The organism is Sphingomonas sp. R1, assembly GCF_025960285.1.
In the GTDB taxonomy this organism is placed as follows: Bacteria; Pseudomonadota; Alphaproteobacteria; order Sphingomonadales; family Sphingomonadaceae; genus Sphingomonas.
Genome location: NZ_CP110111.1, coordinates 1206903 through 1230173 on the forward strand (window position 1 = coordinate 1206903; position 23271 = coordinate 1230173).

A 23271-nucleotide genomic window follows, 5' to 3' on the forward strand; every position below is an offset into this window, starting at 1 on the left:
AGAGTTTCTGTTTGCCCCAAGAGAGACCGGCGGTAGCAAAATCCTTCCCGGCGACCACAGAAAATGCGTGCGGTCTGCGGTGCCGCAGGCTTGCCAACCTGCTCCGGGGCGCCGAGCCGTGATTGGCGGTCCAGGCTTGGCCTGGTGCCGATGCTCGGCCTTCCCCAGATCGCGGACGCGGCGAGGGGCGTGCGCACAGCAGCGCCGGGCAGCCGGGCCCACCCATCCGCGACCCGGCCGCAGACCGCAGGTCCCGTCGCCCCAGCCACGGTCCTTGCCTGCACTTCGACTTCACTTCGACTTACGGCATCAGGAGACCGACAAAGGTTGCGCCCGTGCTCGCCTTGTCCTTTGCCGTCTCGAACGCTTCGTTGATCCGCTCCAGCGGGAAGCGGTGGCTGATCAGCCGCTGGGTCTGGAGCTTGCCGCGCGCGAGGAGTTCGATGACTTCGGCCTGCTCGGCATAAAGATCGTGGAAGGCGAAGCTGGCGCTGGGTATCAAGGTGATCTCCGACATCTGGATGCGCTGCCATTCGAGCGGAATGGCGATGTCTCCTGCATCGAACCCGCCGACGATGATGACCTTGCCACCCCGCCGCGCCAGCCGCGTCGCGAGCGGCAGCGTCTGCGGCATGGTCTCGCCGCCCGAGCATTCGAAGACGATGTCCGCGCCGCACCCGTCGGTCATCGCCAGGATTGCTGCCTCCGGTGCGCCCTCCCCGGGCGCCGCCACCTGATCGGCGCCCAGTTCCTGCGCAAGCGCGCGGGCATGGGGCACAGGATCGATCGACAGCACGTCGGCGCCGCTCGCCTTGGCCAGCATCAGCTGCCCCAGTCCGATCGGCCCCGCCCCGATGATCGCGACCTTGGCATTGATCGTCAGGCCGGAGAGATGCTGCGCGTGGAGGCAGACGGCGAAGGTATCGAGCAGTGCCGCGTCGTCGAAGCCGATCGCGTCCGGCAGCTTGTGCATCTTGTGCTGGGGGCCGACCACGAACTCGGCATAGGCGCGCGAGACGCTGGCACGGCGGGTGGGGTAGAGATCGGGGCAGCGGTTATACTGCTGCACCCGGCACCAATCGCAATGGCCGCAGCCGAGCACCGATTCGATCAGCACCCGGTCGCCGGGCCGGACGCGGGTTACGTCTGCGCCGACTTCCACAACCTCGCCGGCAAGTTCATGGCCCATGATGCAGCAGCGCAGATGCTGGTCAGGCTTCTCCCAGTGGCGCAGGTCGGTGCCGCAGATCCCGGCCATGCGCACGCGCGCCTTCACCCAGTCGGCGGCGGGCAGCGTGGGTTCTTCTACCTCCTCGACCGTGAAGCGTCCATCGGCGGTCTTCAGCGCGGCTCTCATGGTGCGTTCTCCGAATTGCCGGGGTCGAGATGGAGCCCCTCGCCGCCGATCGGTAGCGTCCCTTCTGCAAGCCGGCGGACAAGGTTGGCGCCATCGCGAAGGCCGTGTTCCCAGCGCTGGCGCACCGAGGCAGGCGAAAAATCCATCGCCTTGCCCGCTACCTCGCGGTGCTGATCGGTATAGAGCAACTGCGCCAGCGTGACCGAGCAGCCGCGAAACGCCGGGCCGGTGGCATAGTGCGACTGCCAGCGCGCGATGGTGCGGCGGGTCTGGCTCGCGAAGGTGAGGTCCTGCCCGCGCGCGGCCATTTCGCCCAGCGTGTTCGGGCGGCAGCTGCGCATCGGGAGCAGATCGACCGCGATGCAGAGGGTCGGGCGGGCAGACGGCGTCGACAGCGCGGGATCGAGCGGCAGGTTGGTCGCGAGGCCGCCATCGACATAGAACCGCCCGTCCACAGCCACCGCAGGAAAAGCCGGCGGCAACGCGGCGCTGGCGCGGATATGCTCAGCGCCGATGGTGCGATCGCTTGTGTCGAAGGCGGTCTCGGCGCCACTCTCCAGGTCGACGGCGACCGCCGTGTATCGGGGAGCGCCGGCGTTCAGCCGCGCGAAATCGACGAGCGAGTCCAGCGTCGCCGCGAGTGGGGTGGTGTCGTATAAGGCCGGGGTGGGCGTGGCGAACAGCGCCGTGCCCAACGACCCGAACAGACCACTCCGGCCGCCGAGCATCGTTGCGCTGGCCCCGATCGTCCTGCGCCACGTCTCGGGCCAGGCCTGCCACCAGTCGAAGCCGTCCGACCGCCAGAAGGCGGCGAGCTTCGTCAGCGCGACGTCCGGCGTGTTGCCGGCGAGGATCGCGCCGTTGATCGCGCCGGCCGAGGTGCCGATGATCCACTCCGGCGCGATGCCGCCGTCGTGCAGCGCCTGAATGACGCCCGCCTGATAGGCACCCAGCGCATTGCCGCCGGCCAGCACCAGCACGATGCGGAGATCGTCCCTCGCCATCAAAGCGGCCGCCCCGCCTGACAGTGCTCCAGCTCGACCGCGTCGTGCGCGCAGGCGATCGAGACCTCGTCGCGGTGTTCGATCGAGAGGCGACGCAGCCGCGCCTGGTTGGTCATCCGGCTGTCGGCATCGACTTCCATCAGCCGCTGATAGGCGCGCAATCCGGGCGTGCAGCGCCGCCGCGCCTGGCGCATCTCGCCGCGGTAGAAATAGGCGTCGCCCGCATGGAGCAGCCAGCGGCCATCGTCGCGGCGGACGGCCACGCCGGCATGGCCCCAGGTGTGCCCGGGCAGCGGGACGAGCAGGATCTCGGGCGGAAGCCCCTCCAGATCGCGCACCGCGTCAAAGCCGAACCAGCGCTCGCCCCGCGCGCCATAGCCCCGCCATTGCCGGACGCCGTCCAGCTGGGGCAGGCGCCAGCGGTTGCGCGCGACCATTCCGGCATGGGGGCCGGCGGCGTCGTCATATTCGCGCTGCATCACATGGACGATGGCACTGGGGAAATCCTCCAGCCCGCCGGCATGGTCAAAATCGAGATGGGTAACGACGATGTGGCGCACGTCGTCCGCGCGATAGCCGAGCGCCTCGATCTGGCGGATGGCGGTCTCCGCCTCGTGCAGCCGGATGTTGAGCATCGTTCGCCATGCCCGGGTAATGCGCGGTGCGCCCGGCCCGTGCGGATGGGCGACGTCGCGCAGGCCATAGCCGGTATCGACCAGCACCAGCCCATGCGCGTCGGTATCGATCAGCAGGCAGTGGCAGACCAGCCGCCCGAGCGGCGCGATCGAGCGTCCGTCGAACAGCGCGCCGCCGATCGGGCAATCGGTGCCGCAATTGAGATGGTGGATGCGCATCATGTTCCCTGGAAGCGTCCTCTAGGCTCGCCATTCCAACCGACGAGCGCCGTCATCGCCCCGCCACGCCGGGGCATTAATCCATATTTCTCGGTAACTTATGTTGGAGTGAGTGCGTAGGGCGGGGTCTACGTCAGCCTCCGGCACGTTGCCGCGCCATGATCAGCCTGCAGCCGCAACCGGAAGTGTCCTCGGAGGAGCGCGAGCGCGGGTTGCGGCTGCTCGTCACCGAGGCGATCTTCTCCGGCGGCACCGCGGCGCTGACCACCGGCGTGATCCTCACCGCCTTCGCACTGCACCTCGGTGCCTCCAACGCCATGGTCGGCATTCTCGCAAGCGCGCCGTTCCTCGCGCAGCTGCTCCAGCTGCCGGCGATCGGACTGGTCGAGCGGCTGCGGGCGCGCAAGCGGATCGCGGTCTACACCAGCCTGATCGGGCGACTGATGCTGGCGATCATGGCAGCGCTCGCCTTTTTCACCGGCACGCTGCCGCTGCTCGCCTTTCTCGCGGCGCAGCTGATATTGTGCGGTCTGGGGGCGATCGGATCCTGTGCGTGGAACGCCTGGATGCGAGACCTTGCGCCCGAGGATCGGCTGGGCACCGTCTTCGCCAAGCGAACGGTGTGGCTGACCGCCATCAGCCTGCTCCTCGGCCTCGCCGCCGCGCTCGCGCTGGACTTGACGGCGCCGGGCTCGTTCGACCGGAACCTCGTATTCGCCGGCATGTTCGCGGCGGGGTGCATCACTGGCCTGATCAGCGCCCGCGTCGTTGCCGGCATGCCCGAGCCGCTGATGCCGCCCGCCCCCGGGCCGGTCGACCTCGGCGAGCTGCTCCGCCGCCCTTTACGCGACGACAATTTCCGGCGGCTGCTGGTGTTCGTCGCCAGCTGGCAGTTCGCGGTCAATTTCGCGACCCCCTTCTTCACCGTGTTCATCGTCCGCCAGCTGCACTTCAACATCAGCTTCGTGATGGTGCTCAGCGTCGCCAGCCAGATCGCCAACATCCTCGCGCTGCGGCTGTGGGGCACGCTGAGCGACCGTTTCGCCAACAAGTCGGTGCTGGCGGTGTGTGCGCCAGCCTATATCCTCGCAATCGTGGCGATGGCAGGCGCCTCGCAGTTCGCCGACCGCGACGTGATGAAGCTGTGGCTGATCGGGCTCCACCTGCTGATGGGCGCGACGATCGCCGGAGTGACGCTGGCCAACACCAACATCGCGCTCAAGCTCTCGCCCAAGGGTGCCGCCACTGCCTATGTCGCGACCAACGCGATGGTGACCGCCGCCGCGGCGGGGCTGGCACCGATCCTGGGCGGGCTGCTCGCCGACTTCTTCGCCGCGCGCCAGTTCGAGCTGCTGGTGCGCTGGAGCAGCCCCAACGGCGTGTTCGCACTGCCCTTCGTGCTGACGCGCTGGGACTTCTACTTCCTGATCGCCGGGGGGATCGGCCTCTATGCGATCCACCGCCTGTCGCTGGTGGAGGAACATGGCGAGATCGAGCGGCGCGAGATGGTCGGGCAACTGCTTAACGAGACGCGGCGGACGATCCGCAACATCTCCAGCGTGGCCGGACTGCGCACCGCCACCGACCTGCCCGCCTCGTTGCTGCGCGACGCCCGCGCGCGACGGCGGGAGCGGCGCGCGCAGCGGCCCTGACCGTCAGCTCGTTTTCTGGACCCGCGGCTCGATCCGCAGGTTGACCACGTCGCTTGCGGAACCGCGGGTGAGGACGAAGCGGATCGCCTCGGCGATTTCCTCGGCGTGCAGCATCTCGGCCTTAGCGACGGCCTCGGCCTTCTCGTCGTCGCTGCACTCCTGCATGTCGGTGTCCACCGATCCCGGCTGGATTACGCTCACCTTGATGTTCTTTGCCGCCACTTCCTTGCGCAGCGTCTCGGCAAAGGCCTGGATGCCGGCCTTGGTGGCGGCATAGACACTCTCGCCCTCGGCCTTGATCTCGGTGCTGATCGAGCCGACGAACAGCAGGTGCCCGCCGCCCTGCCCTTCCATGCGCGCGATCGCCGCCTTGGCGCAGGCGAGCGTGCCGGTGAGGTTGGTGTCGATCACATAGCGCCAGTCTTCATCCGCCATTTCGTGGATCGGCTGCGCGCCCAGCGCCGCGCAGGTGACCAGCATGTCGACGCCGCCCAGTTCCGCATCGGCGGCCGCGAAGACGCTGTCGACACCCTCCTTGGTCGCCGCATCAGCGACAATGCCGGTCGCCTGTCCTCCGGTCAGCGCGAGCGCATCGTCCAGCGGTTCGCGGTGGCGCCCGAAGGTGAGCAGGCGAGCGCCCTCCGACGCCAGCAGCGCAAGGGTCGCCCGGCCGATGCCCGTGGTCCCGCCGGTGAGGACAATGCGTTTGCCGGTGAGTGCGGTGGTTTCAAGCGCCATGATCATTCCCAGGTGAGGATCAGCCGGCCGTTCGCCGGCACGACATAGTCGATGCGATCGTCGGACGTTTCGCCCGCGCGGATCGCATCGCCGCCGGCGGTGGTAAGGCTGCTCTTGGGGAGCTTGTTCCGCTTCAGCCGGACCAGCCGCACATTGGCGGTGGCGGTCTCCCCGGCATCGAGTTGAAGCGTCAGCACCTTGTCGCCGGTGCGTTCCACGGCGCGGACCAGGCTGTCGCAGAACAACAGGAACGGCGCCCCATCAATGCGGTGGAAGGCGCGCGAGGCGAAGATGAAGGCGGCGCCGGCACCATAGACCTCCTGGCCCACCTGCCCGGCCTGCTGGCCGTCCGGGTACAGGTCCTCCAGCGGGAAGGAGAGCGTGCGATCGACATGCCCGTTGGCCTCGCGCTGCGTCTCGGCGATGGCCTCCTTCGGCAAGGCGTCGGGATAATAATACCAGGCGCGCGAGAGCACATATTTGCAATATTCGCCGATCAGCATCCGCGCTTCGGGATCGAGCTCGGGGCCGCCGTCATCGAGATAATGGCCGAACGCCACATAGCTGTCGAAGCACTCGTACATCGCCATGTACGGCGCGTCCTGCAGGCAGGTGACCGCCAGGAAGGTCTCGTACACCGCCGCATGGCCGATCTGGCTGTCCCAGATCACCGCATTGTGGAGGAAGCTGGCGAGATAGACGTAGCTCTGCTCCAGATACACGTCGCGGTTGGTAATACGCCAAAGCCGCATGCACGCTGCCGCGCCCCAGGCAGTCAGGTTGGCCTGATAGTTGATGTCGAAGCGCAGCCCCATCGCCGCGTCGATCGCTGCGCGCGCCTCGCCCAGATACAGCTTGTCGTCGGTGAGTTCGTAGGCCTGCAGCATCACCCAGGCATAAATGCCGCCGACATCGGTCTGGCCGCGGCCGTCCGCAGGAGCCTCTGCGGTGATCACGCTGAAGTCGGTGACGTTGTACTGGATCGGCCAGCGATAGTCGAAATGCCGGGCGGCGCGGATGCTATAGTCGAGCGATGCGGTGAACAGCTCGCGTGCTTCCGCATCGCCGTCGAGGGCAAGGAACCCGAGGTTCACCAGCGGATGGTAGAGGTACCAGCTGTCGACTGCGTCGGCGTCCTTGTCCTTGCCGACATTGGGCAGGTAGCGCCGCAGCGTCCTGAGGTCCGGATCATAGAATTTTCGGAGGCCGCGCTTGAGCTCCGCCTCCAGCGCATGCGGCTCGCCGCGCCACGTGCCCCAGTCGTGCAGCGCGGAGACGACCGACATCTGCACCATGATGTCCGGATATTCAGCGGCGGTGTACGGGTGGACGTAGCGGTGGCCATAGTGGCGGACGGTCGCTTCGGGCGCCTCTTCCAGGTCACGCAGCGACCGTTCGGCGCGCGCAACCCAGTCGCGATACTGCACCGGCGGCGGCTCGAGCATCCCATAGGCGGTACCCAGCATCTGGAGGAACTGCCGCGCGGATTCCCGCTCGTGCGGCGGCGCTTCGTGGCGGAACACCAGGATCACATCCGACAGCGTGACCGTTTCACCGGCGGGCAACGCCACCTCGGCCGCATCGGCATCGTCAGGCGGCACCGGCAGCCTGTAGCCCAGCTCGGGCCAGGCACCGCCCACCACCTCGCGCGGCTTGGTGCCGGTCGCCCGGAAATAGGCGTTCGAGGCGGTTAGGTTCTGGACGTAGAGGACATTGCCGAACGCCGGCTCGTCGATCCGGAAGTAGAGCAGCCCGGTGTTGATCCCCCGCTGCGACGCCTCGACGGTCCCTTCCGCGCGCAGCGGATCGTCGCCCCGGCCGAGCGGGTAGAGGTCGCGCGGGACGAACGGTAGTACGGTCGGTACGGCAGGCGTGAACCGGGTGACGATCCGGATCTGCTCCAGCGCGTCCTGTGCGGCGACAAAGGCGATGACATGCTCGCCCAGCCGGCTCGTCACGCGCAGCCGCGCTGCCTCGTCGGGTGCCTTGCGGGCCACGGTGCATTCGAACGGCGCCGGGATGAACGCCGCCCGCGCGGCAAGGCCCCCTGCCCCATCGCGGCGGATCACCGCGAAGATGGAATCGCTGGTCGCGAGGATCTCTACCTGCAGCCCACCGATCTCGAAGCGTGCGACGGGTTCTTCGGCCGTGCGCAACGCGTCGCGCAGGGTGAGCAGATACGGACTGGCGGGCGTCGCCTCGAGGATTGCCGTGTTCGGCATGCGCCTCTCCGATGTTAGGACAAGATGATGCGCAAAGGATTGGCGAAGGCACGAGTTCCGGGCAGCCGCAGCTCTTCTAATCCAGGCTAGGAGGTTTTTGCGTGACGGGCGATTTCCGGCAACTTTCCGCCCTCCCCACGCCTACCCAGCTGCTCGCGGCGTTTCGCGCCAACATAGCGGACCTGCGCTGATCCCTCCACGTAGACGCCGCGCGACCCGGAGCCGTGTGCAACCTGCCGCGGCGCGTGGAGAGCGTGACGATGTACCGTGACGCGCCGGATGATCCACAGCCGCAGACGCCTTGCGATTGGATCGACGTCCGGCAGGAATGCGAGTAAGCCGGCGCCATGAGACGCGAAGAACTCGTCGATCTGAGCGCGTTCATGGCGGTCGCCGAGGAACAGAACTTCACCAAGGCAGCCGCGAAGCTGGGGACCTCCCAGTCCGCGCTCAGTCACACGGTAAGGCGGCTGGAAACGCGTCTCGGCGTGCGGCTGCTGACTCGAACGACGCGCAGCGTCGCACCAACGGAAGCAGGCGAGCGGCTGCTGGCAACCTTGCGGCCGGCGCTGGGCGCGATCAGCGACCAACTGGCGGCCCTCAGCGAACTTCGCGATCGGCCCTCCGGCACCATTCGCATCACCGCGGGCGACCATGCCGCGCGGACGGTGCTCTGGCCGGTGATTGCGCGGTTGCTGCCCGAATATCCGGAGGTTCATGTCGAGATCAGCGTCGACGGCGCCTTCGCCGACATCGTCGCCGAGCGATTCGATGCGGGCGTCCGCCTCGGCGAGGCGCTGGCCAAGGACATGATCGCGGTCCGGATCAGCCCGGAGCTTCGCATGGTGGTGGTTGCGTCCCCCGCCTATCTGGCGCGCGCCGGCACGCCACACACCCCGCAGGACCTCGCCCAGCATCGCTGCATCAACCGCCGCATGCTGGGCTCGGGGGGGCTCTATGCCTGGGAACTGGAGAAGGACGGACACGAACTGCGGGTGCGGGTCGAGGGGCAGCTGACGCTCAACAGGAGCGATCTCATCCGCCGCGCGGCGCTCGCCGGCCTTGGCCTCGCCTTCGTGATGGAGGACGAGGTCGCCGGGGATCTCGCCTCCGGCACCCTGCAATGCGTGCTGGAGGACTGGTGTCCGCCCTTCCCGGGATATCATCTTTATTACACCAGCAAGCGCCAGCCTTCCGCTGCGTTTTCGGTCTTCGTCAACGCGCTGCGCGCGCAGCTTCGAACGCTGGAAAACAGCGCTTAGGCGCTGCGCGGCGGGGTGGCTTCGCGAGCAGCGACCCCTTGCGGGAGCACGACCCTGAACACCGCACCACTACGGTCGGTCCGGTTCTGCGCGACGATGCTGCCCCCGTGCGCCTCGACCAGCTTGGCGGTCAGCGTCAGCCCAAGGCCGCTGCCCGGCCTGCCTTCCAGCCGGTCGGCGCGCGAGCGCCAGAAGGGGATGAACATCTGGCGGACGTCCTGCTCGGCAAAGCCGGGGCCCTCATCCGCTACCTCGATCGTCACGCCGGTGCCCGTGACCGCGCTGGTCACGCGGATCGTGCCGCCGGGCGGGCTGTGCTTCACCGCGTTGGTGAGCAGGTTGAGGACGATCTGGCTGAGCCGCACGGGGTCGCCGGACACCCGCCCCCCGGCATAATGTTCGTCGAACCGGATGCCCGATGCCTCCTCGCCGCCGCGCAGGTCGGCGACGCAGGCGCGCAGCACGTCGTCGACCGCGAGCATGCGCCGATCCAGCGCTAGCTCGCCGGCATCGGCATGGGCGAGCGTCTTCAGATCCTCGACGATGCGACCGAGATGCTCGACCTGCCGCAGCAGCCGCTGTGCTTCGGAGGGCGTGGCGGGGATCATCTGGTCGGCGATGCCGTGCAGCCGCGCCTTCAGGATGGTGAGCGGGGTGCGCAGCTCATGGGTCACGCCGGCGGTGAAGATCGTCCGCTCGCGCTCATAGGCATCGATGTCGGACGCCATGCGGTTGAAGCTCTCGATCAGCTGGCCGACTTCGCCCGAGACGCCGCCCTGCTCCACCCGGATCGAGCGATCCCCCGCCGCCACGCCGGCTGCGGCATCGGCAACGGCAATGATCGGCCGGCTGATCCGGCGGGCGAGCAGCACCGCGACCGCGCCCCCGCTGACGACCGAGATCACGCCGATACTGAGCACGAAGCCGAAATCGCCCAGGTCCAGCGGCTCGCCGCCATAGCGCTCGAACAGCGCGAAATAGCGCGGGCTGCCCTTGAGCCCATGGGCGACGAGGTCGAGCAACTCCGCCTGCGCTTCGGGCGGCATGTGCTTCATCATCACGTGCAGCTGGAAATAGGCGGCGCCGTAATAGCCGATCAGCCCCACCACCATGGTGATGGCGGTCATGATGCCCGCGAGCATCAGCATCCGCGCGACGATGCTGTTCAGCAGTCGAGCCACAGCCGATATCCCACGCCGCGAACCGGCTCGATCATGTCGGCGCAGCCCGAGGCGGCGAGCTTCTGGCGCAGGTTGGAGACATGGCTGTCGACCACCCGGTCATAGGCCTCGCTGTCGGGCGAGACGGCATCGAGCAGTTCGGCACGCGAGAAGGCGCGGCGCGGATGGCGGGCCATGTGCGCGAGGATGCCGAATTCGCTGGGGGTGAGCTGCAGCCGGGTCCGCCCGCCCCCCTCGACCACCGTCGCGCTGCGCGCGTCGCAATCGATCTCGAGCAATCCCAGCGTCAGCACCCGCCGCGCCGTTGCGCCGCGCGCGCGCCGCAGCACCGCACGGATACGCTCGACGACTTCGGAGGGGTTGAACGGCTTCACCACATAATCGTCGGCGCCGATCCGCAGCGACGACAATTTGGTCACCGCGTCGTCCACCGCGGTCACCATGATCACCGGCGTGTCGACCTTGCGGCGCATCGCGGTGAGCACCTCGAGCCCGCCGCCGCCGGGCAGGCCGATATCGAGCAGCACCAGATCGGGCTGGAATTGGCCGTGCTGGCGCAGCGCCTCCTGGAAGGTGGTCGCGCGGGCGACGGCGAACCCGCCATTTTCGACGTACAGCGCCAGCACCTCCGCAATCTCGCGTTCGTCTTCGACAATCAGAATTCGGTCGCTCATTTCCAACCTCTCGACCTGTCTATGACACGCCCATGTCGAGAAACGGTGAAGCCGGGCTCGATCGTTTCTCCATCGCTCCCGCAATTTCCCTTGATGGGGCAGGCCTAGAGCCAAGGCCGCAGCCGGCGCGCTTCCGCCGGTCCAACAAGGAAAACACCATGTCGCGTACGCTCCCCATTGTCGTGCTCGCCGGGCTCAGCCTGCTGGCCGTCCAATCCGCAAAGGCACAGGATGCCAAGGACAAGGGCATCTATGGCGTAGCCCGGGTCGGCGGCGTCATCCAGCCCGACCAGAAGCTCGACCGCAACGGCCGGCCCACCGTGACGATCGACGAAACCACCAAGTACAAGACCGGCGTCACCGGCGAAATCGGTGCCGGCTATGATTTCGGTATGGTTCGCGTAGAGCAGACGATCGGCTACACCAACCTCAAGCTCGATCGCGACAAGGCGCAGGACGGCGGCTTCAGCGCCAGCGGTCGCGCCAAGATGTTCACCGCGACGGTGAACGCCTATGTCGACATCCCGCTCAGCCGCACCTTCCAGCCCTATGTCGGCGGCGGCATCGGCGTCTCCCGGGTCGATGCCAACCTTTCCCGCGTCAACACCGCGAGCCGCATCGGCAGCGGCTATTCGGGCAAGGACTGGGGCCTAACCTGGCACGCCGATGCCGGGCTGGGCATCCGCCTCAACGACAAGATGACCGTGGAAGTCGGCGGGCGCTATTCGCGCACCGACAAGCTGGCCTTCAACGGCCAGGCGGCCGGCGTCGCGACCACCTACAAGCCGCAGCTCAACGCCGTCTCCGGCACGGTCGGCCTTCGCTACAAGTTCTGAGCCCGCTCGTGGTGCGGGGCTTGTAGGCGCCCGCGCCCTTCCCGCTCGACAAAGGAGTTTCACATGCACCCGATTTTTCCGGGCCTCACCGCCCTTGCCAGCCTGCTCGCCGCCCCTGCCGCCCTTGCCCAGTCCGATGGCTGCAGCCCCACCACCGCTTATGCCGTCCGCGGCGAGATCGTCGGCCTGAAGGATCGCACCGGCCGCCTGCTGGTCGAGCTGTTCGCCCCCACCGATGACGGCTTCCTGAAGGGCGACACGCGCTCTCAGGAGCATCCCACGGCGCTCCGCCGGCTGTGGATCGCGCCCCCCGCAAGCGGCCCGGTGACGCTGTGCCTGGCGGCACCGGCGGCCGGCCGCTACGCGCTGCTGGTCACCCATGACCGCGACGGCACGCAGAAGTTCAGTGTTGGCAAGGATGGCCTTGCCCTGCCCGGCAACACCCATCTCGGTCGCCACCGGCCGCAACTGATGGAGACGCTGATCAGCGTGGACGCGAACAGCCGCCCGCTGACGTTGCGGATGCAGTATCTGAAGGGGCTGGCGGGCTTCGCGCCGGCGTCCGACCAGTGACCCAGACCGGCGCCCGACGCGTGCTGCTGGCACTGGTCGCGGTCGCCTTCTTCCTCGCACTCGACAGAACCGTACGCGCGGTCCTGCACGACGAAACGATCAGCGCCATCACGGCGCTGGTCGCCTGCCTGATGCTGATCTCGCTCCTGCGTTTGGGCACGTCCTGATATGGCCACGCTTCTGGCGGACCGGCGCTCGCACAACGCACCGACTGGTTTGACCAGCGACCTGATTGCCCTTGCGGCAATAAATAATGCGGCGCGCATCCTGCGATGCGCGCCGCCGTTTCGAACCGATGGTTCGGGATATCAGCCGAAATTGGCAAACTTGGTCACGAGGAAAGCGTCGATGCCCTCGGTGCCGTTCTCGCTGCCATAGCCGCTCTGCTTGACGCCGCCGAACGGCGCTTCCGGCATGCCGAAATAATAGGTGTTGATACCCACCATGCCGCTTTCGAGGCTGTCGGCCAGCTGGTTGGCGCGCGACAGCGAGGCGGTGAAGGCATAGGAGGCCAGGCCGTAGGGCAGGCGGTTGGCCTTCTCGATCGCTTCCTCGATCGTGGAGAAGCGCGAGAGAATGGCGACCGGGCCGAACGGCTCGTCGTTCATGATCTTCGCGGTTTCCGGCACGTCGACCAGCACCGTGGGCTCAAACAGGAAGCCGGCATCGCCGATGCGCTTGCCGCCGGTAGTGATCTCGCCGCCGTTCGCCACGGCGTCGCCGATCAGCCGCTCCATCGCATGCAGCCGGCGCGCGTTGGCAAGCGGTCCCATGTTGGTCTCGGGATCGAAGCCGCTGCCGACCTTGATCTTTCCGGCGGCCGCGGTGAACTTCTCGACGAACGCGTCATAGACTGCGTCCTGCACGTAGAAGCGGGTCGGGCCGATGCAGCTGGCGCCGGCGGCGAAATACTTGTTCGGCACCGATAGGGCGACGGCGGTTTCGATATCGGCATCGTCGCAGACGATCACCGGCGCGTGGCCGCCCAGCTCCATCGTCACCGGCGTGACGTTCTGCGCCGCAAGGGCAGCGAGCTGCTTGCCGATCGGCTCCGGGCCGGTGAACGAGACCTTGCGGATGATCGGCGAGGAAATCAGCGTGGTCGAGATCATCGCCGGGTCGCCCAGCACGACGTTCAGCACGCCGGCCGGCAGGCCCGCATCGGCGAAGGCTTCGGCGATCATCAGGCAGGTCGCGGGGGTTTCCTCGGACGGCTTGATGATCATCGAGCAGCCGGCGGCCAGCGCCGCGGCGATCTTGCGGCCGGTGAGCAGTGCGGGCACGTTCCACGGCGCGAACGCCGCGACCGGGCCGACCGGCTCGCGCGCGATGATGGCGCGGCCGTTGGGCAGGCGGGATTCGACGGTCCGGCCATAGATGCGCTTGGCTTCTTCGCCGGCCCAGACCATCGACTGGACGGTCAGGTTCATTTCCATCTGCGCTTCCGCGAGCGGCTTGCCGACCTCGAGGGTCAGGATCGGCACGAATTGCTCGATCCGCTCCTTGATCAGCGCGGCCGCCTTGAGGATGATCTCCGAACGCTCCCAGGCCGGGGCCTTGCGCCACTGCTGGAACGCGCGCTGCGAGGATTCGAGTGCCGCCTGCAGGTCCGCTGCGGTCGCGTGCGCCATCGTGCCGAGCACGCTGCCGTCAAAGGGGTTCAGGATGTCGCTGGTCGCGCGGCCGTCGCCTGACAGCTTCTCGCCGTCGATCCATTGGTAGAGGGGGATATAGCTGGAATTCACCGAAGGTCTCCATGTCGAGCGCGCACGACCCCGTGGCCCGAAAAGCGGGCAGGCGTTGGCGCGAAGGGGAGCGGCCGCCCGCGCACGACACTGCGCGAACGGCCGCCAGGTACCACGGAGCGCACAGGGGACGGCGACCCGCGGGAGGAAGGTGCAGGGGAGCCTCATCCTCGCTGCGATATTTATGTCGCTTTACGACATTTGTCAATATGAGACATACAATCGACCCGGCATCGTTGCGGGGCCACCCCGCCAGACCAGGACGCGATCGGCAGCGCTGATCGCATCGCGGCTGTCCCTCGGCACCTGCACGACGGCGACGTGTAGGGCGTCGCTTTCTTCCGCGGAGAGGAGGCTGAGCGTCACCGCATCCGGCTTTGGTAGATGCCTGCACCGCCCCCAGTGCGATGATGGCGCAAATCGGATTGCGTCGGACGTGCATAGGCTACCTCCGTGGCCGAGCGGGTCACGGTGCTCGGCGTAGCGAGGCTCGGTCAGGGTTTATTGCGGCTCGTATCGAGATATGATCGAGATGCGCCGCCCGCGACGAACTGGCGGGTTCAGCCCGCCATCGGCCGGAAGGTCACCAATGTCACCGCTTCCTCGAACAGGTCGCGCAGCGGGCGCGTGCCCTCGCTCTCCACCCACGCGCCGATCACGGCGCGCAGCATCGCGAACACCACCGCCGGGTACAGGGCAAGCTGCAGCGGATCCGCCCCGGGTGCGCGCTGAACGAGCGCTGCCGTCACCTGCTCGGCAAGCGTCGAGGTCATCTCCAGCTTGCGGGCGCGAATTGACGAGGACGATGCGATCGCCCGCTCGATGGTGAGGTAAAATTCCGCCTTCGCCGTGTAATGGGCAAGCATCGCGCGCGCGCCGGCCAGCAGCGCGACGTCGGGCGCCTCCTCGGCCGGCCGTCCAAGGAAGCTGGTCAGAAAGACGGCAGTGCTTTCCTCCACCCAGCTCACCACCACGTCTTCCTTGGTCGCGAAGTAGCGCAGGAAGGTGCGCGGCGAGACATCGACCGCATCGGCGATCTGGTGGATCGTGGTCTCAGAAAAGCCCTGGCGATCGAACAGGTCCAATGCGGCCCCGAGCAGTTCGGCGCGCAACTTGTCCTTCTTGCGTTCTCTTAGACCAGTCACGACGACCCTTGATACAACCTCTGGTCCCAGAGATAGTGCAAATATCGTCCAGTGACAAATGTCGCGATCACGGCTTGGGCAGGTCGAACACCAACAGGGTGGAAGTTGCGGTGGCGCACAGCCTGCCCGCTTCGTCGACCAGCCGCGCCTCGGCAAAGGCGACGCGGCGGCCGAGCGATATCACCGACCCTTCGGCGCGGACGCGTCCGCTCGCTTCCGACATCGCGCGCAGATAGGAGACCTTGAGCTCCAGCGTGGTATAGCCCTGCCCCGCCGGCAGCGCGGTATGCACCGCGATCCCGCAGGCGCTGTCGAGCAGCGTCGCGGCATAGCCGCCATGGACCGAGCCCATCGGATTGTAGACCGAAGTGCCCGGCGTTCCCTCGAACACGGCCTTGCCGCGCTCGATGGCGACCAGCACAATACCGATGGTTTCGTTCATCGGCGGCTGCAGGCCGCCGTCGAGCAGCGCCTGCACCTGCGCGAACCCGTCCGCGCCGTTCTGATCGAATACCTTCATGCCATCCTCTCTCCTGTCGTTCATCGTGCGGCGAATGCCGTGGCGGCTCCCTCCGGCGGCGACCAGCCACCGCCGAGCGCCCGGAACGAGGCAATCGCGGCGCGGGTGGCGGCGGTATCCGCCTGCGCCCGGGCATCGCGGGTGGCGAGCAGCCGTTGATCGGCGTCCAGCACTTCGACAAGGCTCACCGCCCCGCCCTTATAGGCCGCCAGCGACGCGTCGCGTGCGCGCTGGAGCGACGCTTCGCCCTTCTGGAGCAGTTGCCCCTGCGCCTCGCGCTTCACCAGGGCGGAGAAGGCGTTCTCGACATCCTCGGACGCGCGCAGCACGGTCAGCCGGTACGCCGCAAGGGCTTCGGCATTGCGCCCGCGCGCCGCCTGGATCTCCGCGTCGACGCGGCCGAAGTCGAACAGGCGCCAGCGCAGGCCGAGCACGCCGCTTGCCTGGGTCGCGCCGCCGCCGAACAGGCCGCTGCCGGCCGTGGTCGCGGTACCGAGCAGGCCGCTGAGCGTGAATTTGGGATAATAGTCCGAAATCGCCGCGCCGATTTGCGCGTTGGATGCCGCCAGGCTGCGCTCCGCGGCGATGATGTCGGGACGACGGCGAAGCAGGTCCGCCGGGCCGATGGCCGTGGACAGCGCCGGCGGCGCCGGGATCGGCATCGCTGCCGCCAGCGCAGCGCGGGACGTGCCGGGCTGCTGGCCTACCATTAGGTCGAGCGCGTTGCTCGCAACGTCGAGCGCGTTTTCGAGCTCCGGCACGCTTGCCTCGGCCTGCGCCAGCGCGCCCTCGGCCTGGCGCAGCTGCAATTCGGCGGCCACGCCCTTGTTGTACTGAAGCCCGACCAGCCCGACCAGCCGGCGCTGCGTTTCCAGCTGCTCCCGCGCGATGGCGAGGCGGCGTTGCAGGCCGCGGATCGCGACATAGGTGTCGGCGGTCTGCGCCGCGACCGTCAACCGCGCGGCGACCGCCCCCGCCTGGCTCGCCTGCCATTCGGCGCGGGCAGCCTCGCGCGATCGGCTGAGGCCGCCGAACGCGTCGATCTCCCACGCGGCGCCGAGATCGAGCTCGTAGAGATCGGTATCGCGCTGGTAGCCGGGGAAGCTGCTAGCCAGCCGACCGATCGGGGTCTCGGTGGACTGGCGGCTGGTGCCGGCCTGCCCGCTGACCTGGCCGTTCGGCAGCAGTGCGGCATTGGCGCCCTTCAGCGCCGCCCGGGACTGCGCGACGCGCGCCACCGCCTGTTGCAGGTCCAGATTCTGGGTGAGCGCACGCTCGACGAAATCGGTGAGCAGCGGATCGTTCAGCGCCAGCCACCAGCGCGATAGGTCGGCCGGGGCACCCGCATTTGCAGGGCGCGCATCGACCGCTGCCACGCCGGCAAAGGTCGGCGGAGCAGCGACGCTCGGCCTCCGATAGTCGGGCCCGACGGCGCAACCGGACAGCAGCAGGCCGGTACCCAGGAGAAGGGAGGAAGAAAGGCTGGAACGCATCATCACGCCCTGAAGCTGGAGGGAATTCGCTGATGTGACTAATGATGCATTTGGTCATACGTTGTCAAGTCGGGGGGAAATGCGTATTACTCTGCCATGAGTGACAACAGCGCACCCCCCGCCGTGGCAGCGACCCGCGGCCCTTCCGCCCACAGCGTGCGGGACCAGATCATCCAGGCCGCGCAGGACCATTTCAGCCATTACGGCTATGCCAAGACGACCGTGGCAGACCTTGCCAAGGAAATCGGCTTCTCCAAGGCGTACATCTATCGCTTCTTCGAGTCCAAGCAGGCAATCGGCGAAGCAATCTGCACCAACTGCCTCACCATTCTCCGGACGGAAGTGCAAAACGCCGTTGCAGAAGCCGACTCGGCCACCGAGAAGCTGCGCACCTTCGTTCGCGCATTGTCCTCGGAAAGCGCAAAGCTGTTCTTCGTGGACCGAAAACTCTACGAAATCGCCGCCTTCTCCGCATCGGAACGCTGGAATTCCGCGCGCCATCATTGGTCCGAGGTCCGCGCCATGGTGCAGGAGATCATCGTGCTGGGGCGCGACAGTGGCGAATTCGAGCGCAAGACACCGATCGACGAAGTCTGTCGCGCCATTCTGTACGCAATCTCGCCCTTCGCTGATCCGCTCAGCCTCGAGCGCCACCTCGATCTTCTGCCGGACGGTCCCACGGAAATCGGTGGGTTGATCCTGCGCAGCCTCGCGCCCTGAAGCACGCCGGAATGTTTCTAGTGACCGATTGACATATTGGTCACTAGCCTACATCATGGGGGCCTACCCTTCGGGAGGACTCCACGTGCCTTTTCGTCCCCTTTTCCCCATCCTCGCGCTTGGCTGGGCGGCGCCGCTGCTATCCGGATGCGGCCATGCCGAGCCCGACCCCCGCAGCGATCCGCCGCTGGTGCGAGTCACGACGCTGCAAGGCGTCGATTCCGGCGAGCAGCGCTATTCGGGCATCATCTCGGCGCGCGTTCAGAGCGACCTCGGCTTTCGCGTCGGCGGCAAGATTGTCGCGCGTCTGGTCGATACCGGCCAGCAGGTCCGCAAGGGCCAGCCGCTGATGCGGATCGACCAGACCGACCTGGCGCTGAACACCACCGCCTCGATCGGCACGGTCGAGGCCGCCCGCGCCCGCGCCATCCAGGCGACCGCCGACGAGCGCCGCCTGCGCGATCTGGTCGCCGCCGGGGCGATCTCCGCCTCGGCCTATGATCAGGCCAAGTCTGCCGCAGACGCCGCCCAGTCGCAGCTCCGCGCCGCGCAAGCCCAGGCCGCCGTGGCGCGCAACGCCACCAGCTATTCGCTGCTCGTCGCAGATGCCGACGGCACCGTCGTCGAGACGCTCGGCGAGCCGGGCCAAGTGGTCGCGGCGGGGCAGACCGTCATCCGCCTCGCCCATGCCGGACCGCGCGAGGCCCGTGTGACGCTGCCCGAAACCGTGCGTCCCGCGATCGGATCGACCGCAACCGCGGTGATCTTCCAGAACGACGTGCAGGCCACCGCCCGCCTCCGCCTGCTGTCGGACGCGGCCGATCCGACCACCCGCACCTTCGAGGCGCGCTATGTGCTCGAAGGGGCCGCCGCCGCGGCACCGCTGGGTGCGACGGTATCGATCCGCTTCGCCGGCAGCGGTGCCGTGGCGGGTGCCAGGATTCCGCTGGGCGCGCTGCACGATGGCGGCAAGGGTCCGGGCGTGTGGATCGTGGGCAGCGGCGACACGCCCACCGTATCATGGCGCCCGGTGCAGGTGGCGGCGATGGCGGCCGAGGAAGCGACGATCGCCGGCGGCATCCGTCCGGGCGAGCGGTTCGTGGCACTCGGCGCGCACCTGCTGCATGCCGGCGAGCGCATCCGCGTCGCCCCGGTCAAGGACGCCGCGCGATGAGCAAGGGCGGCTTCAACCTTTCCGCGCTCGCGGTGCGCGAGCGTTCCGTCACCCTCTTCTTCCTGGTCGCGATCACGCTGGCGGGCGTGTTCGCCTTCCTCCAGCTCGGCCGCGCCGAGGATCCCAGCTTCACGGTGAAGACGATGACCATCGTCACCGCCTGGCCGGGCGCTACCGCGCAGGAAATGCAGGACCAGGTTGCCGAGCCGCTTGAGAAACGACTCCAGGAACTGCGCTGGTATGATCGTTCGGAAACCTTCACCCGCCCCGGCCTGGCCTTCACCACGCTGACCCTGCTCGACAGCACCCCCCCCGCAGCGGTGGCGGAGCAATTCTACCAGGCCCGCAAGAAACTGGGCGACGAGGCCCCCAATCTGCCGCGCGGCACGGTGGGGCCGCTGATCAACGACGAATATGGCGACGTGACCTTCGCGCTCTATGCGCTGAAGGCCAAGGGCGAGCCGCCGCGCCAGCTGGTGCGCGAGGCGGAGGCGATGCGCCAGCGGCTGCTGCACGTGCCGGGCGTGAAGAAGGTCAACATCGTCGGCGAGCAGGCCGAGCGCATTTTCATCGAGTTCTCGCAGGACCGGCTGGCGACGCTGGGCGTCTCGCCGCGCGCGATCTTCGATGCACTCAATCAGCAGAACCTGATCACCCCCGCCGGGTCGATCGAGGCCAAGGGCCCGCAGACCGTGGTGCGCGTGGACGGTGCCTTCACCGATCTGGCGCGGATTCGCGACCTGCCGGTGGTCGCCCCCGGCCGCACCCTGCGCCTGTCCGACATCGCCGAGGTCAAGCGCGGCTATGAAGATCCCGCCAGCTTCCTGGTGCGCAGCCAAAGCGAGCCGGCGCTGCTGCTCGGCGTGGTGATGCGCGAGCGGTGGAACGGCCTGGAACTGGGCAAGGCGCTCGAGCGCGAACTCAAGGCGATCACCGGCGAATTGCCGGTGGGCATGACGCTGACCAAGGTGACCGACCAGTCGGTCAACATCACCGATGCCGTCGGCGAGTTCATGAAGACCTTTTTCGAAGCGCTAGCCATCGTGATGATCGTCAGCCTGATCAGCCTGGGCTGGCGGGTGGGCATCGTCGTCGCGGCCGCCGTGCCCCTCACGCTGGCCGCGGTGCTGCTGATCATGCTCGCCACCGGCCGCGACCTCGATCGCATCACGCTCGGCGCGCTGATCCTGTCGCTCGGCCTGCTGGTCGACGACGCGATCATCGCCATCGAGATGATGGTGGTGAAGATGGAGGAGGGCTATGATCGCATCAAGGCATCGGCCTATGCGTGGAGCCACACCGCCGCGCCGATGCTGGCGGGCACGCTGCTCACCGTGATCGGGCTGATGCCGGTGGGCTTCGCACGCTCCACGGCCGGCGAATATGCCGGCAACATCTTCTGGATCGTCGGCTTTTCGCTGATCACCTCCTGGTTCGTGGCGGTGATCTTCACCCCCTATCTCGGCGTCAAGCTGCTCCCCGCGATCAAGCCGGTGGAAGGCGGCCATGCCGCGATCTATGATACGCCGCGCTACCACAAGGTGCGCGGGGTGATCCGCTGGGCGGTGCACCACAAGGTGCTGGTCTGCGTGGCGACGCTGGTCGCCTTCCTGGTCGCGGGTGCCGGCATGGCGCTGGTGAAGAAGCAGTTCTTCCCCCAGTCCGACCGCGCCGAAGTACTGGTCGAGGTGCAGCTCCCCAAGGGCAGCGCGATCGAACAGACCAGCGCCGCCGCCGCGCAGGTCGAGGCATGGCTGCAGAAGCAGCCCGAGGCGAAGGTGGTCACGGCCTATGTCGGCCAGGGCGCGCCGCGCTTCTTCCTCGCCATGTCGCCGGAGCTGCCGGACCCGTCCTTCGCCAAGATCGTCGTGCTCACGCCGTCCGAGGAAGCACGCGACGCGCTGAAGCTGCGCCTGCGCCGCGCGGTGGCCGACGGGCTGGCGCCCCAGGCCCAGGTGCGGGTGACGCAGCTGGTGTTCGGGCCCTATTCGCCCTATCCGGTCGCCTTCCGGGTCAGCGGGCCCGACGCCGAGCGCGTCCGCGGCATCGCCGACCAGGTTCGCGCGACGATGATCGCGAGCCCGCAGATGCGCACGGTCAATGCCGACTGGGGCGAGCGGGTGCCGGCGCTGCACTTCGTGCTCGACCAGGATCGCCTGCGCGCGATCGGCCTGACCTCCAGCGACGTTGCCCAGCAGCTGCAGTTCCTGCTCTCCGGCGCCCCTGTATCGCAGGTGCGCGAAGACATCCGCTCGGTCGAGGTCGTCGCCCGGTCGGCGGGCGAGCAGCGACTCGATCCCGCGCGGGTGGCCGACTTCACCCTGGTGGGCAGCAGCGGCCAGCGGGTGCCGGTGCGCCAGATCGGCAAGCTGGAAGTCCGCATGGAGGATCCGATCCTGCGCCGGCGCGACCGCATGCCGACGATCACCGTGCGCGGCGACATTGCCGAGGGACTGCAGCCGCCCGACGTGTCGGTGGCGGTGCAGCAGCAGCTGCAGCCGATCATCGCCCGCCTGCCGGCCGGCTATCATATCGAGATGGCCGGATCGATCGAGGAAGCCGGCAAGGCCAATGCCGCGCTCGCCCCGGTGTTCCCGCTGATGTTCGTGCTGATGATGATCGTGATCATCCTGCAGACCCGCAAGCTGTCGACGATGAGCATGGTCCTCCTCACCGCACCGCTGGGGGTGGTGGGCGTGGTGCCGACGCTGATCGTCACCGGCCAGCCCTTCGGGTTCAACGCGATCCTCGGGCTGATCGCATTGGCGGGCATCCTGATGCGCAACACGCTGATCCTCACCGGGCAGATCCACGATCTCGAAAAGGAAGGTATGGCGCCCTACCATGCCGTGATCGAGGCGACCGTGCAGCGTTCGCGGCCGGTGATCCTCACCGCGCTGGCGGCGGTGCTGGCGTTCGTGCCCCTCACCCACTCGGTGTTCTGGGGATCGATGGCCTATACGCTGATCGGCGGCACGCTGGGCGGCACGGTGCTGACCCTGTTGTTCCTGCCGGCGCTCTATGCGGTCTGGTTCCGGATCAAGCCCCGGACGGACGGCCCGGCGCCCCACCCGGCCCCGGATGCCGGCGAAGCACCGGCAACCGCCTGACAACGAAAGGGCCGGCGGGCACCCCGCCGGCCCTTTTCGCATCTAGGATGCGGCGGGCGGGGCCTTGTCCTCGGCGGTGGTGAACACCGTTCCCGTTCGCGGCGTCTCGTCCACCTGCAGGCGGAAGATATCGGGCCGCGCATAATGCCCGACCACATCGAGATCATAGCGCGCCCGGATCAGTTCGTCGGTGTCGATCTCCGCCGTCAGCAGGCCCGTCTCGCGCTCCAGCGGGCCGGCCAGCACATCGCCGAGCGGACCGACGATCATGCTGCCGCCGCCGATCAGCGGCCGATCGGCGTCCCAATGCTCTACCGCCCGGCCCAACTCCGCCGGCGAGGGCTGCACCTGGCAGCAACTGATGACGAAGCACCGTCCCTCATGCGCGATATGCCGCATGGAGCTGCGCCACACGTCGCGCTCGTCCACCGTCGGGGCACACCAGATCTCGACGCCCTTGGCATACATGGCCGTGCGGAACAGCGGCATGTGGTTTTCCCAGCAGATCGCCGCGCCGAGCTTGCCGGCTACACTTTCCACCACCGGCATGGTCGATCCGTCGCCCTGCGCCCAGATCAGCCGCTCGGTGCCGGTCGGCATCAGCTTGCGGTGCTTGGCGACGACACCGTGCCCGGGTTCGATGAACACGGCGGTGCAGAACAGCGACGATCCGGCACGCTCGATCACGCCCAGCACGAGCGTCGCGCCGGTCCGGGTGCTCAACCCGCTCAGCGCCGCCAGTTCCGGCCCGTCCAGATCGACCGCATTCTCATAGTAACGCGCGAACGCCTCCCGCCCCTCGGGCATCCGGAAGCCGAGGCGGGTGCCGAAATCCTCGCCCTTCGGATAGCCGCCCAGCAACGCCTCGGGCAGCACGACCAGCTTCGCGCCCGAGGCGGCGATGGCCGGCTCGAACGCCAGGACATTGCGGAGGGTCGCGGCCTTGCCCGCATCGTCGGAGCCGATCTGGAGCGCGGCGACAGTCAATCTGCTCATGCCGACAGTTCTACG

The 23271-nt window shown here is 67.8% G+C and carries 20 protein-coding genes; 8 read left to right on the top strand and 12 right to left on the bottom strand.

The annotated features are described in order from the left end of the window. Positions 1–301: 301 nt before the first annotated feature. Genes OIM94_RS05770 through OIM94_RS05780 form a run of 3 tightly spaced genes read right to left on the bottom strand, consistent with a single transcriptional unit; the run spans position 302 to position 3218 of the window. On the bottom strand, positions 302–1357 hold the full coding sequence (locus OIM94_RS05770; protein WP_264609143.1) for a zinc-dependent alcohol dehydrogenase: 1056 nt from the start codon (positions 1355–1357) through the stop codon (positions 302–304). Further along, complete coding sequence (locus OIM94_RS05775) at positions 1354–2361, bottom strand: patatin-like phospholipase family protein (RefSeq protein ID WP_264609144.1); 1008 nt, start codon at positions 2359–2361, stop codon at positions 1354–1356. The genes OIM94_RS05770 and OIM94_RS05775 overlap by 4 nt, the downstream gene beginning before the upstream one ends. After that, complete coding sequence (locus OIM94_RS05780) at positions 2361–3218, bottom strand: MBL fold metallo-hydrolase (RefSeq protein ID WP_264609145.1); 858 nt, start codon at positions 3216–3218, stop codon at positions 2361–2363. Before OIM94_RS05780 ends, OIM94_RS05775 begins: the two co-directional genes overlap by 1 nt. 155 nt (positions 3219–3373) lie before the next feature. Between OIM94_RS05780 and OIM94_RS05785 the strand changes: the two genes are divergently transcribed. After that, positions 3374–4867, top strand: a complete 1494-nt coding sequence (locus tag OIM94_RS05785; protein WP_264609146.1) for an MFS transporter — start codon at positions 3374–3376, stop codon at positions 4865–4867. A gap of 3 nt (positions 4868–4870) precedes the next feature. Here the strand turns inward: OIM94_RS05785 and OIM94_RS05790 are convergent, their stop codons facing one another. Then, positions 4871–5605 (bottom strand): SDR family oxidoreductase, encoded by a 735-nt coding sequence (locus OIM94_RS05790; protein ID WP_264609147.1) that lies wholly within the window; start codon positions 5603–5605, stop codon positions 4871–4873. 2 nt (positions 5606–5607) lie between these two features. Beyond that, positions 5608–7827 (bottom strand): hypothetical protein, encoded by a 2220-nt coding sequence (locus OIM94_RS05795; protein WP_264609148.1) that lies wholly within the window; start codon positions 7825–7827, stop codon positions 5608–5610. Between the two features lie 347 nt (positions 7828–8174). Here OIM94_RS05795 and OIM94_RS05800 point away from each other — a divergent pair, with 347 nt between their 5' ends. Then, on the top strand, positions 8175–9089 hold the full coding sequence (locus OIM94_RS05800; protein WP_264609149.1) for a LysR family transcriptional regulator: 915 nt from the start codon (positions 8175–8177) through the stop codon (positions 9087–9089). On the opposite strand, the gene OIM94_RS05805 is transcribed toward OIM94_RS05800, so the two are convergent. Together OIM94_RS05805 and OIM94_RS05810 are read right to left on the bottom strand one after the other, a co-directional pair. Next, entirely contained in the window at positions 9086–10270 is a 1185-nt protein-coding gene (locus tag OIM94_RS05805; protein ID WP_264609150.1) for a sensor histidine kinase, read from the bottom strand. The genes OIM94_RS05800 and OIM94_RS05805 overlap by 4 nt on opposite strands. Further along, positions 10255–10944: a response regulator gene (locus tag OIM94_RS05810; protein WP_264609151.1), complete on the bottom strand. Its 690-nt coding sequence runs from the start codon at positions 10942–10944 to the stop codon at positions 10255–10257. Before OIM94_RS05810 ends, OIM94_RS05805 begins: the two co-directional genes overlap by 16 nt. Before the next feature lie 158 nt (positions 10945–11102). Here OIM94_RS05810 and OIM94_RS05815 point away from each other — a divergent pair, with 158 nt between their 5' ends. The 3 genes from OIM94_RS05815 (at position 11103) to OIM94_RS05825 (ending at position 12520) form a co-directional block, all read left to right on the top strand. Continuing rightward, a complete protein-coding gene (locus OIM94_RS05815) occupies positions 11103–11780 on the top strand; it encodes an outer membrane protein (protein WP_264609152.1) in 678 nt (225 codons plus the stop codon). Between the two features lie 63 nt (positions 11781–11843). After that, positions 11844–12353 carry a DUF2141 domain-containing protein gene (locus OIM94_RS05820; RefSeq protein WP_264609153.1) on the top strand — a complete coding sequence of 170 codons (510 nt, stop codon included), beginning with the start codon at positions 11844–11846 and terminating at the stop codon, positions 12351–12353. Continuing rightward, complete coding sequence (locus tag OIM94_RS05825; RefSeq protein WP_264609154.1) at positions 12350–12520, top strand: hypothetical protein; 171 nt, start codon at positions 12350–12352, stop codon at positions 12518–12520. The genes OIM94_RS05820 and OIM94_RS05825 overlap by 4 nt, the downstream gene beginning before the upstream one ends. Positions 12521–12661: 141 nt before the next feature. On the opposite strand, the gene OIM94_RS05830 is transcribed toward OIM94_RS05825, so the two are convergent. The 4 genes from OIM94_RS05830 to OIM94_RS05845 form a co-directional block, all read right to left on the bottom strand. Further along, entirely contained in the window at positions 12662–14098 is a 1437-nt protein-coding gene (locus OIM94_RS05830; RefSeq protein WP_264609155.1) for an NAD-dependent succinate-semialdehyde dehydrogenase, read from the bottom strand. Positions 14099–14658: 560 nt separating this feature from the next. Then, a complete protein-coding gene (locus tag OIM94_RS05835; RefSeq protein WP_264609156.1) occupies positions 14659–15243 on the bottom strand; it encodes a TetR/AcrR family transcriptional regulator in 585 nt (194 codons plus the stop codon). 67 nt (positions 15244–15310) lie between these two features. Continuing rightward, complete coding sequence (locus OIM94_RS05840; protein ID WP_264609157.1) at positions 15311–15763, bottom strand: PaaI family thioesterase; 453 nt, start codon at positions 15761–15763, stop codon at positions 15311–15313. A 20-nt stretch (positions 15764–15783) separates the two neighbouring features. Next, a complete protein-coding gene (locus tag OIM94_RS05845) occupies positions 15784–17259 on the bottom strand; it encodes an efflux transporter outer membrane subunit (RefSeq protein WP_264609158.1) in 1476 nt (491 codons plus the stop codon). 93 nt (positions 17260–17352) lie between these two features. On the opposite strand from OIM94_RS05845, the gene OIM94_RS05850 reads away from it, so the two are divergent. The 3 genes from OIM94_RS05850 to OIM94_RS05860 all read left to right on the top strand — a co-directional run bounded on the left by OIM94_RS05850 (position 17353) and on the right by OIM94_RS05860 (position 22260). After that, positions 17353–17976 (top strand): TetR/AcrR family transcriptional regulator, encoded by a 624-nt coding sequence (locus OIM94_RS05850; RefSeq protein WP_264609159.1) that lies wholly within the window; start codon positions 17353–17355, stop codon positions 17974–17976. 85 nt (positions 17977–18061) lie between these two features. Continuing rightward, positions 18062–19150, top strand: a complete 1089-nt coding sequence (locus OIM94_RS05855) for an efflux RND transporter periplasmic adaptor subunit (RefSeq protein ID WP_264609160.1) — start codon at positions 18062–18064, stop codon at positions 19148–19150. Beyond that, on the top strand, positions 19147–22260 hold the full coding sequence (locus OIM94_RS05860) for an efflux RND transporter permease subunit (protein WP_264609161.1): 3114 nt from the start codon (positions 19147–19149) through the stop codon (positions 22258–22260). The genes OIM94_RS05855 and OIM94_RS05860 overlap by 4 nt, the downstream gene beginning before the upstream one ends. Positions 22261–22302: 42 nt before the next feature. Here the strand turns inward: OIM94_RS05860 and OIM94_RS05865 are convergent, their stop codons facing one another. Next, entirely contained in the window at positions 22303–23256 is a 954-nt protein-coding gene (locus OIM94_RS05865; RefSeq protein ID WP_264609162.1) for a carbon-nitrogen hydrolase family protein, read from the bottom strand. Positions 23257–23271 lie beyond the last annotated feature (15 nt).

Coding starts and splice junctions, on each gene's coding strand:
- OIM94_RS05770 (WP_264609143.1), bottom strand. CDS start 1,357: ATGAGAGCCGCGCTGAAGACCGCCGATGGACGCTTCACGGTCGAGGAG.
- OIM94_RS05775 (WP_264609144.1), bottom strand. CDS start 2,361: ATGGCGAGGGACGATCTCCGCATCGTGCTGGTGCTGGCCGGCGGCAAT.
- OIM94_RS05780 (WP_264609145.1), bottom strand. CDS start 3,218: ATGATGCGCATCCACCATCTCAATTGCGGCACCGATTGCCCGATCGGC.
- OIM94_RS05785 (WP_264609146.1), top strand. CDS start 3,374: ATGATCAGCCTGCAGCCGCAACCGGAAGTGTCCTCGGAGGAGCGCGAG.
- OIM94_RS05790 (WP_264609147.1), bottom strand. CDS start 5,605: ATGGCGCTTGAAACCACCGCACTCACCGGCAAACGCATTGTCCTCACC.
- OIM94_RS05795 (WP_264609148.1), bottom strand. CDS start 7,827: ATGCCGAACACGGCAATCCTCGAGGCGACGCCCGCCAGTCCGTATCTG.
- OIM94_RS05800 (WP_264609149.1), top strand. CDS start 8,175: ATGAGACGCGAAGAACTCGTCGATCTGAGCGCGTTCATGGCGGTCGCC.
- OIM94_RS05810 (WP_264609151.1), bottom strand. CDS start 10,944: ATGAGCGACCGAATTCTGATTGTCGAAGACGAACGCGAGATTGCGGAG.
- OIM94_RS05815 (WP_264609152.1), top strand. CDS start 11,103: ATGTCGCGTACGCTCCCCATTGTCGTGCTCGCCGGGCTCAGCCTGCTG.
- OIM94_RS05820 (WP_264609153.1), top strand. CDS start 11,844: ATGCACCCGATTTTTCCGGGCCTCACCGCCCTTGCCAGCCTGCTCGCC.
- OIM94_RS05840 (WP_264609157.1), bottom strand. CDS start 15,763: ATGAAGGTATTCGATCAGAACGGCGCGGACGGGTTCGCGCAGGTGCAG.
- OIM94_RS05845 (WP_264609158.1), bottom strand. CDS start 17,259: ATGATGCGTTCCAGCCTTTCTTCCTCCCTTCTCCTGGGTACCGGCCTG.
- OIM94_RS05850 (WP_264609159.1), top strand. CDS start 17,353: ATGAGTGACAACAGCGCACCCCCCGCCGTGGCAGCGACCCGCGGCCCT.
- OIM94_RS05860 (WP_264609161.1), top strand. CDS start 19,147: ATGAGCAAGGGCGGCTTCAACCTTTCCGCGCTCGCGGTGCGCGAGCGT.
- OIM94_RS05865 (WP_264609162.1), bottom strand. CDS start 23,256: ATGAGCAGATTGACTGTCGCCGCGCTCCAGATCGGCTCCGACGATGCG.